Source organism: Streptomyces monomycini (assembly GCF_022271435.1).
Classification (GTDB): Bacteria; Actinomycetota; Actinomycetes; order Streptomycetales; family Streptomycetaceae; genus Streptomyces; species Streptomyces monomycini.
In genome coordinates this window covers 1-15,624 of the sequence record NZ_JAFIQY010000008.1, presented here as the reverse complement: position 1 = coordinate 15,624, position 15,624 = coordinate 1, and the positions used below count along the sequence as shown (strand labels likewise).

Annotated in this window: 18 protein-coding genes; 7 read left to right on the top strand and 11 right to left on the bottom strand. The window is 74.4% G+C overall.

Annotated features, from left to right (window positions below; all coding sequences use genetic code 11):
• The first annotated feature begins 215 nt into the window (after positions 1-215).
• The 3 genes from JXZ78_RS12530 to JXZ78_RS12520 all read left to right on the top strand — a co-directional run bounded on the left by JXZ78_RS12530 (position 216) and on the right by JXZ78_RS12520 (position 1,632).
• Complete coding sequence (locus JXZ78_RS12530; RefSeq protein WP_030017544.1) at positions 216-728, top strand: DUF5949 family protein; 513 nt, start codon at positions 216-218, stop codon at positions 726-728.
• 121 nt (positions 729-849) lie between these two features.
• Positions 850-1,044 (top strand): antitoxin, encoded by a 195-nt coding sequence (locus JXZ78_RS12525; RefSeq protein WP_030017545.1) that lies wholly within the window; start codon positions 850-852, stop codon positions 1,042-1,044.
• Positions 1,045-1,278: 234 nt separating this feature from the next.
• A complete protein-coding gene (locus JXZ78_RS12520) occupies positions 1,279-1,632 on the top strand; it encodes an STAS domain-containing protein (protein ID WP_050502007.1) in 354 nt (117 codons plus the stop codon).
• Between the two features lie 36 nt (positions 1,633-1,668).
• Here the strand turns inward: JXZ78_RS12520 and amaB are convergent, their stop codons facing one another.
• The 5 genes from amaB to JXZ78_RS12495 form a co-directional block, all read right to left on the bottom strand.
• Positions 1,669-3,204, bottom strand: coding sequence for an L-piperidine-6-carboxylate dehydrogenase (gene amaB, locus JXZ78_RS12515; protein ID WP_030017548.1), 1,536 nt, complete (start codon positions 3,202-3,204; stop codon positions 1,669-1,671).
• 77 nt (positions 3,205-3,281) lie between these two features.
• Complete coding sequence (locus JXZ78_RS12510) at positions 3,282-4,814, bottom strand: 2-oxoadipate dioxygenase/decarboxylase family protein (RefSeq protein WP_030017551.1); 1,533 nt, start codon at positions 4,812-4,814, stop codon at positions 3,282-3,284.
• Positions 4,815-4,841: 27 nt separating this feature from the next.
• Positions 4,842-6,173 (bottom strand): NAD(P)/FAD-dependent oxidoreductase, encoded by a 1,332-nt coding sequence (locus JXZ78_RS12505; protein ID WP_078623934.1) that lies wholly within the window; start codon positions 6,171-6,173, stop codon positions 4,842-4,844.
• Positions 6,174-6,338: 165 nt separating this feature from the next.
• On the bottom strand, positions 6,339-7,055 hold the full coding sequence (locus JXZ78_RS12500; protein WP_030017553.1) for a hypothetical protein: 717 nt from the start codon (positions 7,053-7,055) through the stop codon (positions 6,339-6,341).
• Between the two features lie 3 nt (positions 7,056-7,058).
• A complete protein-coding gene (locus tag JXZ78_RS12495; protein WP_030017554.1) occupies positions 7,059-7,640 on the bottom strand; it encodes an RNA polymerase sigma factor in 582 nt (193 codons plus the stop codon).
• A 343-nt stretch (positions 7,641-7,983) separates the two neighbouring features.
• Between JXZ78_RS12495 and JXZ78_RS12490 the strand changes: the two genes are divergently transcribed.
• Positions 7,984-8,808 carry an SAM-dependent methyltransferase gene (locus JXZ78_RS12490; RefSeq protein ID WP_030017555.1) on the top strand — a complete coding sequence of 275 codons (825 nt, stop codon included), beginning with the start codon at positions 7,984-7,986 and terminating at the stop codon, positions 8,806-8,808.
• Between the two features lie 37 nt (positions 8,809-8,845).
• Here JXZ78_RS12490 and JXZ78_RS12485 read toward each other — a convergent pair whose 3' ends face one another.
• The gene (locus tag JXZ78_RS12485) at positions 8,846-9,046 is read right to left on the bottom strand and encodes a hypothetical protein (protein ID WP_157851446.1); all 201 of its coding nucleotides are present in this window, start codon (positions 9,044-9,046) and stop codon (positions 8,846-8,848) included.
• 101 nt (positions 9,047-9,147) lie between these two features.
• Positions 9,148-9,351, bottom strand: coding sequence for a CsbD family protein (locus JXZ78_RS12480; RefSeq protein WP_030017557.1), 204 nt, complete (start codon positions 9,349-9,351; stop codon positions 9,148-9,150).
• Between the two features lie 242 nt (positions 9,352-9,593).
• Between JXZ78_RS12480 and JXZ78_RS12475 the strand changes: the two genes are divergently transcribed.
• Entirely contained in the window at positions 9,594-10,697 is a 1,104-nt protein-coding gene (locus JXZ78_RS12475) for a ligand-binding sensor domain-containing protein (RefSeq protein ID WP_030017558.1), read from the top strand.
• Between the two features lie 135 nt (positions 10,698-10,832).
• Positions 10,833-11,450, top strand: a complete 618-nt coding sequence (locus JXZ78_RS12470) for a hypothetical protein (RefSeq protein WP_050502008.1) — start codon at positions 10,833-10,835, stop codon at positions 11,448-11,450.
• Positions 11,451-11,508: 58 nt separating this feature from the next.
• Here the strand turns inward: JXZ78_RS12470 and JXZ78_RS12465 are convergent, their stop codons facing one another.
• The 3 genes from JXZ78_RS12465 to JXZ78_RS12455 form a co-directional block, all read right to left on the bottom strand.
• Positions 11,509-11,991 carry an NUDIX hydrolase gene (locus JXZ78_RS12465; protein WP_030017560.1) on the bottom strand — a complete coding sequence of 161 codons (483 nt, stop codon included), beginning with the start codon at positions 11,989-11,991 and terminating at the stop codon, positions 11,509-11,511.
• An 85-nt stretch (positions 11,992-12,076) separates the two neighbouring features.
• A complete protein-coding gene (locus JXZ78_RS12460) occupies positions 12,077-12,694 on the bottom strand; it encodes a hypothetical protein (protein WP_030017561.1) in 618 nt (205 codons plus the stop codon).
• Positions 12,695-12,753: 59 nt separating this feature from the next.
• Positions 12,754-13,554, bottom strand: a complete 801-nt coding sequence (locus JXZ78_RS12455; RefSeq protein WP_030017562.1) for a glutamate racemase — start codon at positions 13,552-13,554, stop codon at positions 12,754-12,756.
• A 120-nt stretch (positions 13,555-13,674) separates the two neighbouring features.
• Between JXZ78_RS12455 and JXZ78_RS12450 the strand changes: the two genes are divergently transcribed.
• Positions 13,675-14,841 carry a glycosyltransferase gene (locus JXZ78_RS12450; protein ID WP_030017564.1) on the top strand — a complete coding sequence of 389 codons (1,167 nt, stop codon included), beginning with the start codon at positions 13,675-13,677 and terminating at the stop codon, positions 14,839-14,841.
• A gap of 25 nt (positions 14,842-14,866) precedes the next feature.
• Here JXZ78_RS12450 and JXZ78_RS12445 read toward each other — a convergent pair.
• On the bottom strand, positions 14,867-15,624 hold a 758-nt coding region (locus JXZ78_RS12445; RefSeq protein ID WP_443735635.1), incomplete at its 5' end, for a TerD family protein.

The window sequence follows — 15,624 nt, the reverse complement described above, 5'->3', positions numbered from 1 at the left end:
CGCGAACCGGCCGCCGGGGCCCGGCCGCCGCCGGACCGCGGCCGTACGGTGCCGTACCCGCGGCCGTACAGGGCCGCTCGCGCGGCATACGGACCCCTCGGGATCGCCGGTACGGGTGACCCTCCGGACCTCGTTCGGCTGGGATGCCGGCGCGGCTCCGCCAACCGGGTGAAGCGCGCGGACGACGGCGCGTGAAGGTCACTAAGGTGCCCGCCATGACCACATCCCAGGCCACCACCGGCAACCCTCCGTACAGCCAGCTGGGCACGCTCATGATGATCGGCTGGAGCGGCGCGCACCCCGAGGATGGTCACGACGTACCCTTCCTGCTCACCTACTCCCTCGGCGACGGCAAGGACGGCCCGGAGACCGGGACCGAGGTCATGGGCACCATGCTCAGCCAGGCCGGGCTGCTGGTCGGCGGCGAACTCCAGGACGCCTCCCGCACCCCCTCCCTCCCGCTGACGCTGATCGTCGAGGCCGGGCGGGCGGTGCTGACGATGCCGATCTTCAGCGCGCAGTGCCCGGTGCCGCCGGAGTGGCTGGCGGCGGCGGACCACCGGGGGCAGGTGTACGGCATGTTCGCCACCCGGCCGTGGCCGGAGGCGAAGCCGGGCGGGCCGGTCAGCGAGGACATGCTGCGGGCCTTCGCGGGCGACGAGGGCGTGATCAAGAGCTCCGCGCACTGTCTGATTCCCGTGCGCACCTTGCAGGGCCGCCCGTCCTGACAGCTTTTTCGGCCCTTCGTGCCGGCCCGCCGCGTACGGGCGCACGGCACCCCGGATGCGGATTCGGCCGGACCCGGCGACCCTGGAGAGGTGGGGGCGTCAGTGGCGAGGAGGACGACTCATGTCCGTGTTGGACAAGCTCAAGCAGATGCTGAAGGGTCACGAGGACCAGGCCGGGAAGGGCGTCGACAAGGCCGGCGACTTCGTCGACGAGAAGTCCCAGGGCAAATACAGCAGTCAGGTCGACACGGCCCAGGACAAGCTCAAGGACCAGCTCGGCAGGGATCAGGGCCAGAACCAGCCGCCGCAGTCCTGATCGCGTGCCGCTCCGGGCCGGGCGTCGGTGGTCGAGGCGCCCGGCCCGAAGCGCGTTCCGTATCGCGGCACATCCGTCAAGAGATAGCGCAAGGCTTCACCCGTTCGAGGGATGCGACCTTGGCTGATCGATTCTCCCCGTAAACGTCCCGCTACGGTTTTTCTGCACCCCGGCCCCCGGTGCCATCAGCCAGAAGCCGCGCTCTCGCGGCCTGCGCATCCGGTGGGGGGCGCCATGACCGAACGTACCGCCGACACGGCCTTGCTCACGTACGTGGTCGGAGACCAGTTCGTGCTCGCGCTCAAGGGAGAGCTCGACCTCGCCTTGGCGCTGACCTTGCAGCCCCTCCTCGGCGAGGTGTTGCCACCCCGGCCCGGCACGGTGGTCGTGAACCTGGGTCAGGTCACGTTCATGGACTGCAGCGGCCTCGCCCTGCTGTGCCGGATCCGCGAACGGGTGGTCGACCGCGGCGGCCGTCTGATGCTGCTCGGACCGCGTCCCGTGGTCCGCAGGCTGCTGCGCCTGGCACCGCTCGACGAGCGTTTCGTCGTCATCGAACGGCTGCTGCCCGCCCGGGCCCTCAACTGACCGCCGGACGGGCACCCCACCCACGGGCCCGCGGCTCTAGAGGAAGTTGACGCCCTGCGCCAGCGGCAGGTCGTCCGAGTAGTTGACGGTGGTGGTGACCCGGCGCATGTACGCGCGCCAGGCGTCCGAACCGGACTCCCGGCCGCCGCCGGTCTCCTTCTCCCCGCCGAAAGCGCCGCCGATCTCCGCGCCCGACGTACCGATGTTGACGTTGGCGATGCCGCAGTCGGAGCCGTCGGCGGCCAGGAAGCGCTCGGCCTCCCGCTGGTCCCGGGTGAAGACGCTGGACGACAGGCCCTGCGGCACGCCGTTGTGCAGGGCGACGGCCTCCTCGAAGGTGCGGTAGGTCAGCACGTACAGGATGGGCGCGAAGGTCTCGGTGCGGACGACGGCGGTCTGCGCCGGCATCCGCACGAGCGCCGGACTCACGTAGGCGGCGTCCGGTACCTGGTCGGTGAGGTGCGCTTCGCCCCCGGTCAGGACGGTGCCGCCGTCGTCCCGCGCCGCGTCCAGCGCCTTGGCCATGGCCGCGTGGGCAGCGGGATTGATCAGCGGCCCGACGAGCGTGGCGGCGTCGAAGGGGTTGCCGACCGGCAGTTGCCCGTAGGCGTTCGTGATCTTCTCGGTCAGGCGGTCCGCGACGTCCTCGTGCACGATCAGCCGGCGCAGGGTCGTACAGCGCTGGCCCGCGGTCCCGGCGGCCGAGAAGACGATGCCGCGGACCGCGAGGTCGAGGTCGGCGGACGGGGTGACCACGGCGGCGTTGTTGCCGCCGAGTTCCAGCAGGCAGCGGCCGAAGCGGGCGGCCACCCGCGGGGCCACCGCCCGTCCCATCCGGACCGAGCCGGTCGCGCTGAGCAGTGCGATGCGCGGGTCGTCGGCGAGCAGCGCGCCGGTCTCCCGGCCGCCGAGGAGCAGCCGGTGCAGCGCGGCCGGCGCGCCCGTGTCGGCGATCGCGCGGGCCAGCAGGGCGTCGCAGGCCAGCGCGGTCAGCGGAGTCAGTTCGGAGGGCTTCCACACGACCGGGTCGCCGCAGACCAGGGCGATCGCGGTGTTCCAGGACCAGACGGCGACCGGGAAGTTGAAGGCGGACAGCACACCGGTCACGCCGAGCGGGTGCCAGGTCTCCGCGAGGCGGTGGCCGGGGCGTTCGCAGGCCATCGTGCGTCCGTAGAGCTGCCGGGACAGTCCGACGGCGAAGTCGCAGACGTCGGTCATCTCCCGTACCTCGCCGAGCGCTTCGGACCGGATCTTGCCGGCCTCGACGGTGACGAGGTCGGCGAGCGCGTCCTGGTGCTCGGTGAGCAGTTCGCCGAACCGTTTGACCAGCGCGCCCCGCTGGGGCGCGGGGACGGTACGCCACTCGCGGAACGCGGCTTCGGCCGCGGTGACGGCCGCGTCGGCCTCCTCGGCGGTGGCGGCGGGCAGCCGGTACAGGACGCCGCCGGTGAGCGGCGTACGGGCGGTGATCCCGGTGCCCTCGGGGACGGTCGCGACGCCGCAGCGGCGCAGCCGGTCGGCGGCCAGGTCGCGGAGTTCTGCGGTGCTGGGGAGCTGGGTGCGGGTGCTCACGGCGGGTGTCTCCTTCGGCGCGAGGGGAGGTGACGGGCGGGGGCGGACCGGTACGGACCGGAAGTCGGGCGCGGCCCTCAGGAGGGGAACAGTTCGCGAAGGGCGTCGTCCGCTCCCAGCGCCTCCAGGGAGCGCCGTAGCGAGGCGTCCTGCTGTGCGGCGTAGATCTGGAAGGGGTCGTGCACGGGACGGCCGACGGCTTCGGCGAGCCGGTGTTCGTCGTAGGGCGTCCCGGTGCGGGCGGTGTCCCGGGTGCCGTGGCCGGTCAGGTTGGAGGTGAAGATCCCGGCGGCCGAGCGGGGCAGGAAGTCCTCGTAGACGATCGGGCGGGCGGTCAGCCAGCCGTGTTCCAGCAGCCCGGCCAGGTCGGCGGGCGGGTGCTGCCCGTCGCGCGGGCGGGCGGCTGCCGGGGCGTACGTGAAGTAGCCCAGCCCTTCGGCGGCGAGCTGCTGTTCCGAGCGCGGGAAACCGGCCTCCCAGAGGGGGCGGGCCATGTCCTGCCGGGTGGGGCCGCCGCTGTTCCCTTCGCGGGCGCTCCGCGGGTCCGTCGCCGCGGAGCGCCGCGGGCCCGTCTCCGTGGCGCTCCGTCGGTCCTTCTCCGCGGCGCCCCATCGGTCCCGCTCCGCGGCAAGCCGCCGCTCCGTCTCCTCGGCGAACCGCCGGTCCGTCTCCGCGGTGAGCGCGTCGTAGCGGGCGCGGCCCGTACGGCTCAGGGCGATGCCGCGCGCCTCGACCTCGCCGAACCGCACCCGCAACGCGCCGGTGGTCACGCTGCCGTCCGGTTCGCGGAAGGCACGGGGTTCGTCCAGCGCGCGGAAGGAGGTCTGCCGCAGCAGGACGTCGGGGCCGTCCCAGCGGGGTGGCCCCTGGATCTCGTCGATCATGGTGATGCCGCGGTCCGCCATCCGCCGGTAGAGCGCGTCGATGTCCAGGACGCGTGGGGTGAGGTGGTTGACGTGGGTGCTGGTGACGCCGCCGATGTCGGCGGCGACGGCGGAGATCCGGGCGAGTTCGCGGTACCAGGCGCGGTCCACCGGCTCGGGGGACAGTTCGAAGGCGGCGACCGCCAGTGTCAGGAAGCGTTCCGCCTGCTCCGGGGCGAGGCCGTGCTCGCGTTCGGCGTGCTCGGCGAGGGTGAGCAGTTCGGGCGGGAAGAGCGTGCGGCGGTCCAGGAAGGTCTCCAGCCGGGCCTGGAGTCCGGCGTCGAAGAACCGGCGGTCGGCGGCGGTGAGCATCGAGGTGAAGACGCGGAAGGGGTTGCGGTCGAGTTCCGCGGGCTCGACGGGGCGGAAGGCGGTGGAGACCACCGGTACCGCGCTCGTGGTGGCGTCCCGCAGGTCGTAGAAGCCCACCGGACGCATCCCCAGCGCGGCGAACACCTGGCCTGCCTGGCGCAGTTCGCGGGGTGTGCCGACGCGGATGGCGCTGTGCCGCTCCGCGGCGACCCGTTCGATGCCGCCCAGCCGCCCGGCGTCCGGGTCGCGGCGCGCGACCTCGTCGTTCACCTCGCCCGTCACCTCCAGGAGGGTGGTGTACGCGGGGACCTCGGCGCCGTACATGACGGACAGCCGGCGGGCGAAGGCGGCGCGCAGCCGCCAGGTGGAAATCAAACGGTCCTCCTCGGCGTGGGCCGGGCGTCAGATGACGTGTGCTTCCGGGCGGGCACCGTGGTGCCCTACGTTCCCCTCCTCCCCCGTACCGGCGGGCCGGCCGTCGAACCGCGTGGCGGCCAGCGGGCCGACGTCGAGGAACGGCTCCCGGCCCAGGTACAGATCGCGGACCAGCTCCCCCACGGCGGGCGCCTGGAGGAAGCCGTGGCCGGAGAACCCGGTGGCGTACAGGAAGCGGGGGACGTCCGCGGCCTCGCCGATGAGGGCGTTGTTGTCGGGGGTGGTCTCGTAGAGGCCGGCCCAGCCGTGACGGGCCGGCATCGTGGCCAGGGCGGGGGCCCGGCGGCCCACGGCCGCACGGAAAGGTTCCAGCCACTCCCGGCTGAACTCCCGGCCGAAGCCCGGTTCCTGGCGCGGGTCCGACATGCCGAGCAGCAGCCCGCCCGCGCCGTCGTTGTGGAAGTAGGCCGTGGAGGCGAAGTCGAGGGTGAAGGGGATGCGGGGCGGCGGGGTGTCCAGCGGTCCGGTGAAGGCGATCTGGCGGCGTAGCGGGGTCACGGGCAGCCGTACCCCGGCCATCGCGCCGACCTCGGCGGACCAGGCGCCCGCACAGCAGACGACCGTGGTGGTGCGGACGGTGCCGCGCGGTGTCCGTACCGCGTCGAGGGCGCCGTCGCGGGTGTCGATCGCGGTGACGGGGCAGTGCGTACGGATGTCCGCGCCGTACCGGGCGGCCGCGCGCAGGTAGCCGGTCACCGCCTCCCGCGGCAGCGCGTACCCGCCGGCCGGGCAGTACGCGGCGGCGACGAAGCCGTCCGGATCGAGGTACGGGCACAGCGCGGCGGCCGCGGCCGGGCCGATGATCCGGCTGGGCACCCCGAGCGCGTTCTGTGCCGCCACCCCCTCCTCGAACAGCGCGCGTTCGGTGGCGTCGCCGAGCAGGAAGAGGTACCCCACGCTCTCGAACCCGATGTCGGCGCCGGGCCGTTCCCCGAACGCCCGCCACGCCTCCAGGCTGCGCCGGCCGATGCGGATGTTGAGCGGGTCGGAGAACTGGGCGCGTACGCCGCCGATGGGCTTGCCCGAGGATCCGGCGGCGGGCCGGTCCCGCTCCAGCAGCAGGACGCCGCCCACCCCGGCCTCCGCCAGGTGGAACGCGATGCTCGCCCCGAGCACGCCACCGCCGACGATGACGACCTCGGCGCGTTCGGGAAGGGGGGCGGAGGAGGCCGAGGCGGTGCCGGGGCCCGGGCCGGCGCCGCGGCCCGGGGCCGTACGGCGATCCGTGGCCCTGCCGAGGTTCACGGACTCTCCGTGCCCCGTGCCCGTACTGCGGCCCTGGGCCGTACGTCGCTCCATACGGACGCCTCTCCGTCGGCTCGCTCGGTGCGCTGCGGGTGCCGTCCTCCGGCGGCGGACGCGCTGCCGGGTCCGGTACGTGTGGTGCCGTTGCTACCGATGGTGACGGCCACGGCCCGCCGCGTCCATGCGGCGTCCGCCCGGCCGGTCCTTTCCGGTCGCCGGTCACTGCCGCAGGTCGTCCACGAGCGTCGGCGACGGGCAGGGGATCGCGCCGAAGTCCTCGTCGTCGCCCGCGACGGCGAGGCGGTCGATGACGCGCTCCAGGGCCGCGGGCAGGGTGGGCGCGAGGCCGCTGTGCCACTGGACGAGCAGGGCGTGCCGGGCGGCGTCCGGCAGCAGCCGCCCGGCGTCGAAGGCGACCGGTGCCGGCAGTTCCTCGTCCGGGTCGTGGACGGCCTGCATCCGCCAGTAGGCCGCGTCGCGGAACTCACCGTGCCGGCGGTGGGAGAGGTACAGGCAGTAGGCGGCCGTCCGGCTGCCGCCGCCGGCGCCGAACCGCCACCAGAAGTCGGCGGCCTCCGCCCGCCCGGTGATGTGCAGCAGGCAGGCGAAGACCAGGGCGCCCTCGGGGTCGATGCGATGGTCGTCGACCAGCCGGGCCAGGCTGTCCGCCGCCGCCGCGGCGTTCACCACCAGGGCACAGGCCAGGTCGAGTTCGTGGGCGGCCTCGTCGTGGGCGCTGGGGTAGGCGGTGGGCGCCGGGGCGTCCGGGCGGGGTCCGGCCGGGTACGCGGCCCCGGTGTCCTCGTAGGTGTCGCCGGTGAGCCGGTCACGGGCCGCGACGGTGTCGTAGGCGCCGTAGGACTCGGCGAGGACGTCGGCGGCTGCTGCCAGCAGGGACTCGATGGTGTCCCGGCCGGCCCGGTGGGTGTGCGGCATGGGTCACTTACCCTTCGTGGGGCCTGGTTCGATGCCCAGTGCGGCGGCGATCCGGCGCTTGCCCCGGCTCGCGTGGGAGCGGACGGTGGCCTCGTCGACGCCGAGCAGGGCGGCTATCTGGGTGTCGGAGTACCCGATGACATGGCGCAGCACGATCACGTCGCACTGCCGCTCGGGCAGCCGCGCGATCGCCTCGTACAGCCCCAACTGGCTCTCCAGCAGCGCGAACTGCTGCTGGCACTCGCGCAGCAGGGCGCGGGTGACGACGGCGAAGGCGGCGCTCTGGGTCAGGGCCGTGGCGCGCCGGTGCCGGCAGAGCCAGTCGACCACGGACTCCTTGAGGACGGCCCAGGCGTAGGAGTCCACCGAGGACTGTTTGAGCGCGTACGGCCAGCACAGCCGTAATCGCTGGTAGGCGGAGCCGGTCACCTCCAGGGCGGCGTCCTCGCTGCCGGTGTGCAGATAGGCGTAGGCCAGCCATTTGCGGTAGTGCGTCTCGTGGAACGCCTCGAAGGCGATGGCCAGCCGCCGGCCGGCCTGTCGCAGCGGATCGCCGGCCGGACACGGCGGCCGGTCGCGGGTCACGGCCGCTCCCGCCGGCCGTGCCGCCCGGCGCCGGGCCCGTGTGCGGGGGCGCACGGCGGCAGGGGGCTGTCCCGGTACGTGCTCACGTGCGGTCCTCGTTCCGTTCGCCGCGGTCCGGGAGGCCGGCAGGCCCCGGCATCAGCGGGAGGGCGGCGCCCTCCCTTCCAATGAACCGGAAAACAGGCCCGGTTGTGGCAACGCCCCGAAGAAATCTTCCGGAAGCGATGATGTGATGATTCGGAGCGGGGGCGCCCGGTTCCCGCCACGCGCCGGTGCGAGGCCGTGCCGGCGGGGGCAGTGCTCCGGCGTCGGTCCGGCAGCCGTACAGGGAGGCGGTCCTCTGATGAGCGAGCAGCACGGCGAACCGGTGGTGGACCTGCAACTCGACCGCGCCCATTCGGCGCGCATCTACGACTACTTCCTCGGCGGCAGGACCAACTTCCTCGCCGACCGCACGGCCGCCGCGAGCGTGCTCTCGGTCTTCCCGTCGGCGGCGGTCGCCGCGCGGGTCAACCGTGAGTTCACGCACCGCGCCACCCGCGCCCTGGCGCGGGCGGGGCTGCGGCAGTTCCTGGACATCGGTACCGGCATCCCCACCTCGCCCAATCTGCACGAGATCGCCCAGCGCATCGCGCCGGACGCCCGTGTGGTCTACACGGACAACGACCCGATCGTGCTGGCGCACGCCGCCGCCCTGCTGCGCAGCACACCGGAGGGGCGCACCGCCTACCTCCAGGCGGACGTCACCGAGCCGGCCGGGATCGTCGCGGCGCCGCAGGTCCGGGAGACCCTCGACCTCGGCCGCCCGGTCGCGCTGAGCCTGAACGCCCTGATGCACTTCGTGCCGGACGACGGGCAGGACCGGGCGCATCAGGTCGTCGAGCACCTCAAGGCGGCCCTGCCCAGCGGCAGCACGCTGACCATGACCCATGCCACCGCCGACTTCGCCCCGGAGGCGATGGCCCGGATCTCGGACATCTACGCGGCGGCGGGCACGTCCGTGACGTTCCGTACACGGGCCGGTTTCGCCCGTTTCTTCGACGGCTGGGAACTGCTGGAGCCCGGCATCACCCTGGCGCACCACTGGCGCCCGGCCGATCCGGACGAGGCGACGCAGGTCACGGACGCCGTGGCCGTCTCCTACGCCGCGGTGGCGCGCCGGCCCTGACACCACCGGCCGGAGCGGCCGCGGAGCTGGGCACCGGCTACTCGCCGCCGCCCTTCTGGGCCGTGAACGCGGGCGGTGGCTGCACGTCGTGGATGTGCGGAAGCTGCGAGATCAGTTGCGTCGTCAGGACGGCTGTCGCGCCGAGGGCCTGGGGAACCTCCACGGCCTCTGCGGTGGTCTGGGCGGTGGCGGTGACCGAGCCCGCCAGCAGGGCCGCGGCGGCAATCTTTTTGATCATGCCGTGCACAACGAGCGCCCCGGCGCACGGGTCACCCCGCCGCCCGTACCGGTGTACGGACGGCGGGGTGCCGATCGGGGCCCGGTGGGCCGCCGCCGCGGTCAGGTGCTGCCGTCGCCCTTGTTCTTCAGGGAGTCCCGCATGCCCTGGGCCTGGCCCTTGGCATCGTCCATCGCGTTCTTGGCCTTGCCCTTGGCCTGATCGGTGCGACCCTCGCCCTTCGTCCGGTCGTCGCCGGTGGCCTTGCCCATCATCTCCTTGGCCTTGCCCTTGGCCTTGTCCATGGCGCCCTTGTCCTCGCCCATGCCCTGCTCCCTCGGTCCGGTTGGTGGGACAGCACCACGCTGCCGCAGGCGGGCACCGGCCGCATCCGGAGGCGGCTACCGGTAGCGCGGGGTCGCTCCAAGCCGTCCGTACGAGGGAAGCGGCCGTCTCCAATCCTCGCGGGGCCACCGCCCGCGCCGCCTCCATTGACCTCTCCGGCAGCCGGGGCCAAGGTGTCCCCCGCAGTCCCGGACCGACCCTCTTCGACTCCAAGGACGCTCCCATGCGAAGACGCAGCTTCGTCAGCGGCCTCGCGGGCACGGCCGCGGGCCTCGGCCTGGCCGGCACCGCGGCCCCCGCGACCGCCGTGGCGGCCTCCACGGCCCCCGCCTCCGTCCCCGGCTGGTCCGCCGTCCCGGTGCCCGACGCGCGGCCGGGCGCCCGGCTGTACGGCGTCGCCGCCGCCGGGCCCGGTCTGGCCTGGGCCGTCGGCGTGGAGGGCCTGGGCAATGTCAGCGAGGGCACGGCGGTCGCGCTCCGCTGGGACGGCGCCGCCTGGTCGCGTACGGACCTGGGACAGCTCGCCTCCGCCGGCCCGCTGACCGCGGTCACGTCCGCCGGCAGCTGTGCCGCCTGGGCGGTCGGCGCCGGCGGTCTGCTGCTGGCCTGGGACGGCACGACCTGGCAGAAGACGCCGTACCCGGGCGAGGGCGGCAGCGGCACCACGGTCACCGACGTCGCGGCCGCCTCCGACGGCCGGGCATGGGCCAGTGGCCGGCACGACGGGCGCGCCGGGCTGCTGCACTGGGACGGCCGGCACTGGCGCTGGTGCGCCCCGCTGCCGGACACGGCGGCCCCCACTCCGGGGCACGTCCATGTGACGCCCGGCGGCGAGGTCTGGGTCTACGGCGACGTCATCGCGCGCTGGGACGGCGCCTGGACCGTGCTTCCGCGCACCACCGGCATCCGCGCGACCGTCTCCGGGCTGCTCCCGGTGGCCCACGACGACATCTGGCTGACCGGTTACGGCTACGGCATCGGCGGCCCGCCCGGCAAGCCGCCCGGCGTCGTCTTCGAGCACTGGGACGGCACCCGGTGGTCGCCGGTGAAGGCACCGTACGGCGTCGGCCTGCTCAGTTCCGTCAGCGGGGACCCGCTGGGCCGGCCCGACCGGATCACCGGCTGGGACTTCTGGGACCAGAAGCGCTCCCACTACCTGCGGTGGGACGGCGCCGCCTGGGTGAGCGAGCGCGGTCCCGAGATGCCCGAGACGGCCCTCATGACGGACCTGACGCGGATTCCCGGCACCTCCGCCTACTGGTCCGTAGGCACCACGTCCTTCTACGCGGGCACCACGGCCCGGATGCACGTCGAACGCCTCGGGTGAGTGCGGCGGCGGACGGGCGGGCGGGTCCGGTGTTCACCCGTTCGCCCGTTCCGGATCGCAGCGCGCGCAGCAGGCTCCTAGCGTCCGTACGGCGGAGCGTCCCGCCTGCGTCACCCGCGGCCGAAGGAGTTCGACATGCGCCGGCTCATCGCCGTACCGACCGCCCTGCTGGCCCTCGCCGTCGCCGCGTGCGGCGGCGGACCGGACGACACCGCGGCGTCACCCGCCGCCTCCGGCTCGGGCCCGGGCGCGAGTCCCACGAAGAGCCTGAAGGGCGGCCCGGAGGGCAGTGCAAGCGCGCGCCCGTCGGAGCCCGACGGCTCCGCCTCCGGCGTGCCCGGCCAGCCGCTGGACTGCGGCGCGCTGCCCGACGCCATGGGCGAGGGCCTGACCGCGCAGCTCTTCTCCGGCCCCGGGGCCGGGCCGACCGCGGGCTGCGCCGAGGCCCGGAGCGTGATGGCGGAGTTCTTCCGCAAGGCGGGCGCGGACCAGCCGTCGCTCACGGTACGGGGCTGGGAGTGCCAGTACGAGAACGGGCCCACCGGCACCTGGCTGAGCAGCTGCCGCAAGGACGGCGGCCGGCAGCAGATGCACACCGAAGAGGCGGGCCGCTCCACGCCGCCGGACGCCCCCGGGCAGTCGCCGGGCGACCCGGGGCAGTCCGAGATGCCGGAAGGGCCCGGGGGGCCCGAGCTGCCCGGCGGGGGCGAGGAGTCGCAGACCTCGATCCGTCTGCCCCGCATGCACGTCTGACGGCGGCCGCCGGGCCGGACGGCCCCGCCGGAGCCGGAACCCGAGCCGGCCGCTCCGGCTAGCGCTCCTGTTCGATGCCCGCGAACCAGGCGGGCCCGTCGTCCATGGCCATCTTGATCCGCGCCACCGAGAACTCCTCCAGCTGCGGCAGGGCGTCCAGCGCGAACCAGCCCACCTCCAGCGACTCGTCGTCGTTGACGGCGGCCTCCCCGCCGACGGCGCGGCAGCGCAGCGAGACGTCCATGAACTGGCACATGTCGCCGTTCGGGTAGCGGACCCGCTGGAGCGCCTCGACGAGGATCACCCGTTCGGGGACCACGTGCACCGCGGTCTCCTCGAACACCTCGCGCACCGCCGTCTCGGCCGGCTGCTCCCCCGGCTCCGGGATGCCGCCGATGACCGACCACATGCCGTTGTCCACTCTGCGGCCGAGCAGGACGCGGCCGCGGTCGTCGAAGACCACGGCGCTCACGCCGGGGAGCCACAGGAGCTGGTGGCCGATGCCGGCCCGGAGGTCACGGATGAAGTCGGGTGTCGCCATACTGCGCACCCTAACGAGAGCCAGGTGACCGATGCATCGTCCACGCAATCGGGCGGGCGTTCGTACGGTCCCCGGCGAGCGGGCCTCAGGCGCCGCTGCCCCGGCCCTTGTCGATCCCGCATCTGCCGCGGATGCAGCGCACCGCGTTCTCCGCGTCGTCCACCGTGATCGTGAAGCTGCGGCCGTCGCCGAGCCGGAGCACCACCGCCTCACCGCGCCGTACGACCACGGCCGTGCCCTGCTCGGGGCGCCAGCGGTAGCCCCAGCCGCCCCAGTGCCGCGGGGTGACGCGGGGCGCGAAGTCGGCGCCGACGACCTGTTCGAGGGGGATACGGCGGCGGGGCAGGCCCATGTGGCCGCACCGCACCTCCAGGCAGTCCTTGTCGACCCGTACGGCCACATGGACGAAGGCGAGGGTGCCGAAGAGGACCAGCAGTCCGGCCAGGACACAGCCGACCACCGACATCAGCAGCGGCGCCAGACCCGTCGTCCAGGCGCTGTCGACGGCCAGCTCGATGCCCAACGCCAGGCAGGCCGCACCGATGCCGGCCAGGAGCCACTGCACCCGGTTGGTGGCGCGTCCGTGCCACTCCTCGGGGACGTCCGCGGGGTCTCGGTGGCTGCCGGAGGCACCTTCGTCGTCGCCGACCGGGCCGCCGTGCTCGCCGGGGGCTGCTGCCCCCTCGTGGGGGTGGTCCCTCATGAGTCGCAGCGTACGCGTCTTTGCCCGCCCTGGCAGCGTGTCGCGCGCCCTGCGGGATTTCAGTGACGGACGGGCTCCCCGGCCCGCGCCGCGCCGGACAGGAGTCGTCCCTCGTCATAGGCGAGAGCGGCCTCGGGAAGCTGCCCCGGGCGGCCGCTGAGAAGGACCGTGACGGTGCCGGTGGGGGCCGCCGAGGGGGCCGGGTCCGCGCCGATGCGGCGCAGCGCCTGGGCGGCGACCGCCTCGGCGGAGCCGAGCAGGACGAGCGCGGGGGCGCCGGGCTGCTGAAGGGCGGCGCGGATGCGCTCGGCGACCAGTTCGTAGTGGGTGCAGCCGAGGACGACGGTCCGTACGTCACGCGGCGTGTTCGCGGCGGCCGCCGCCACGGCGGCGTCGATCGCGGCCTCGTCGGCGGCCTCGACGGCGTCGGCGAGGCCGGGGCAGGGCACGCCGGTGACCTCGACGCCGGAGGCGAACCGCTCGATCAGGTCGCGCTGGTACGGGCTGCCGGTGGTGGCCGGGGTGGCCCAGATGGCGACCGGGCCGCCGGTGGCCGCGGCGGGCTTGATGGCCGGGACGGTGCCGATGACCGGCAGTTCGGGCTCCAGCTCGGCCCGCAGGGCGGGCAGCGCGTGCACGGAGGCGGTGTTGCAGGCGACGATCAGGGCGTCCGGGCCGTGCGCGGCGGCGGCGCGGGCGACGGCGAGCGCGTGCGCCGCGATGTCGTGCGGCGGGCGCGGTCCCCAGGGCATGCCGTCCGGGTCGGAGGAGATGACCAGGTCGGCGTCGGGCCGCAGCCGCCGTACCGCGGCGGCCGCCGCGAGCAGGCCGGTACCGGAGTCCATGAGCGCGATCTTCACCCGGACACTTTACGCCGGGCCGCCCGGTACTTGTCATACCGGTGACGCCGGGCCGCCTCGCCCCCGGGGCCGCCCGCCGGGTTCCGGCCACGGCGGCTGCCGGTGCGGCAGACTGCGGGCGTGGGAGCGACGGAGTGGGTCGGTGCCGGGTCGCTGGCGGCCTGGGTGTGGCTGGCGCTGGGGCAGGGCTTCTTCTGGCGTACGGACGTACGGCTGCCCGCGCGCGCCGATCCGGAGCGGTGGCCGCCGGTCGCCGTCGTGGTCCCGGCCCGGGACGAGGCCGCGGTGCTGCCGGTGAGCCTGCCGTCCCTGCTGGCGCAGAAGTATCCGGGGCGGGCCGAGGTGGTGCTCGTCGACGACGGCAGTACGGACGGGACGGGCGAGCTGGCCCGGGAGCTGGCCGCCGGGCCGGGCGGGCTGCCGCTGACGGTCACCGCGCCCGGCGAGCCGGAGCCGGGCTGGACGGGCAAGCTGTGGGCGGTACGGCACGGCATGGCGCTGGTCCGGGAGCGCGGCGACGCGGAGTACGTGCTGCTGACGGACGCGGACATCGCGCACTCCCCGGACAGCCTGCGCGAGCTGGTCGCCGCTGCGCGCTCGGCGGAGCTGGACCTGGTGTCGCAGATGGCGCGGCTGCGGGCGGTCTCGGTCTGGGAGCGGCTGATCGTCCCGGCCTTCGTGTACTTCTTCGCGCAGCTGTATCCCTTCCGGTGGGTCAACCGGCCGGGGGCGCGTACCGCCGCGGCGGCCGGCGGCTGTGTGCTGCTGCGGCGCGCGGTGGCCGAGCGGGCCGGTCTGCCCGACAGCATCCGGCACGCGGTGATCGACGACGTGACGCTGGCCAGGGCCGTGCGGCGGGCCGGCGGCCGGATCTGGCTGGGGCTGGGCGACCGGGTGGAGAGCGTGCGCCCGTACGCGGGGCTGGGCACGCTGTGGCGGATGGTCTCGCGCAGCGCGTACGCGCAGCTGCGGCACAACCCGCTGCTGCTGGCGGGGACGGTGGCCGGGCTCACGCTGGTCTACCTGGCGCCGCCCGCCGCACTGGCCGCCGGTCTGGCGGCCGGGAGCGCGACGACGGCGGCGCTGGGCGGCGTGGCGTGGGCCGTGATGGCCGGGACGTACCTGCCGATGCTGCGCTACTACCGGCAACCGCTCTGGCTCGCGCCGCTGCTGCCGTGCACCGCTCTGCTCTACCTCCTGATGACGGTCGACTCCGCCGTCCAGCACTACCGGGGGCGCGGGGCCGCCTGGAAAGGCCGTACGTACGGGGCGCCGGGCGCGTCCTGACCGGGAATCACCTTCCGGCGGGCCTTCACTTGCTGGCCGGAGACCAGTTCAGCCCCCAGCCGTACGCCTCGTCGACGGTGCGCTGCGGGCTGACGCCCGGCGCGGGCACCAGGTAGCGGGCCTCACGCTGGACGACCAGCTCGCTGCCGGTGTTGGTGATGAGGGCGAGGGCGCAGACGTTCGACGGGACGGTGCACTCGTCGAGCGAGAAGTCCACCGGGGCGCCGTACTGCGGCTGGAGGGTGACCGTGGCGTGCAGTCCGGCGAAGCTGGCGGCGCCCGCGTAGACGGTCACGAAGATGAGGATGCGCTTGATGCGGTCCTGGTGGTCGAGGTTGACGGTCAGGTTCTCGCCGGACGCGGCGGCGCCGGTGCGGTCGTCCTGGTCGAGCTGGATGTACGGCGGGGCGTGCAGGGTGCCGAAGTTGCCGCCGATGGGGTGGATCACGCCCGCGCTGCCGTCGGTGAGTTCGTACAGCGCGCACAGGTCGAGGTCCAGGTCGCCGGACTGCGGCAGCAGCGCGCCGCGGGCGCCGAGCGCCTCCATGGTCTTGCGGCCCAGCTTCCTGCCCAGGCGGGAGGCGGGTTTGCCGGCCTGCTGCCAGTTCAGGTTGACCCGCATCGTGGCCGAGGTGCCGCCCTGCTTCGTCAAGGAGACGGCGGGCGCCTCCTTCGTAAGGGTGACCTTCGACAGGCTCACGGGCGGGGCGGGGGCGGGCACCGGGGGCGCGCCGTACGGCTGGGCGGGCGGGGCCGGGGGCGGCGGGTACGCGCCGTACTGCT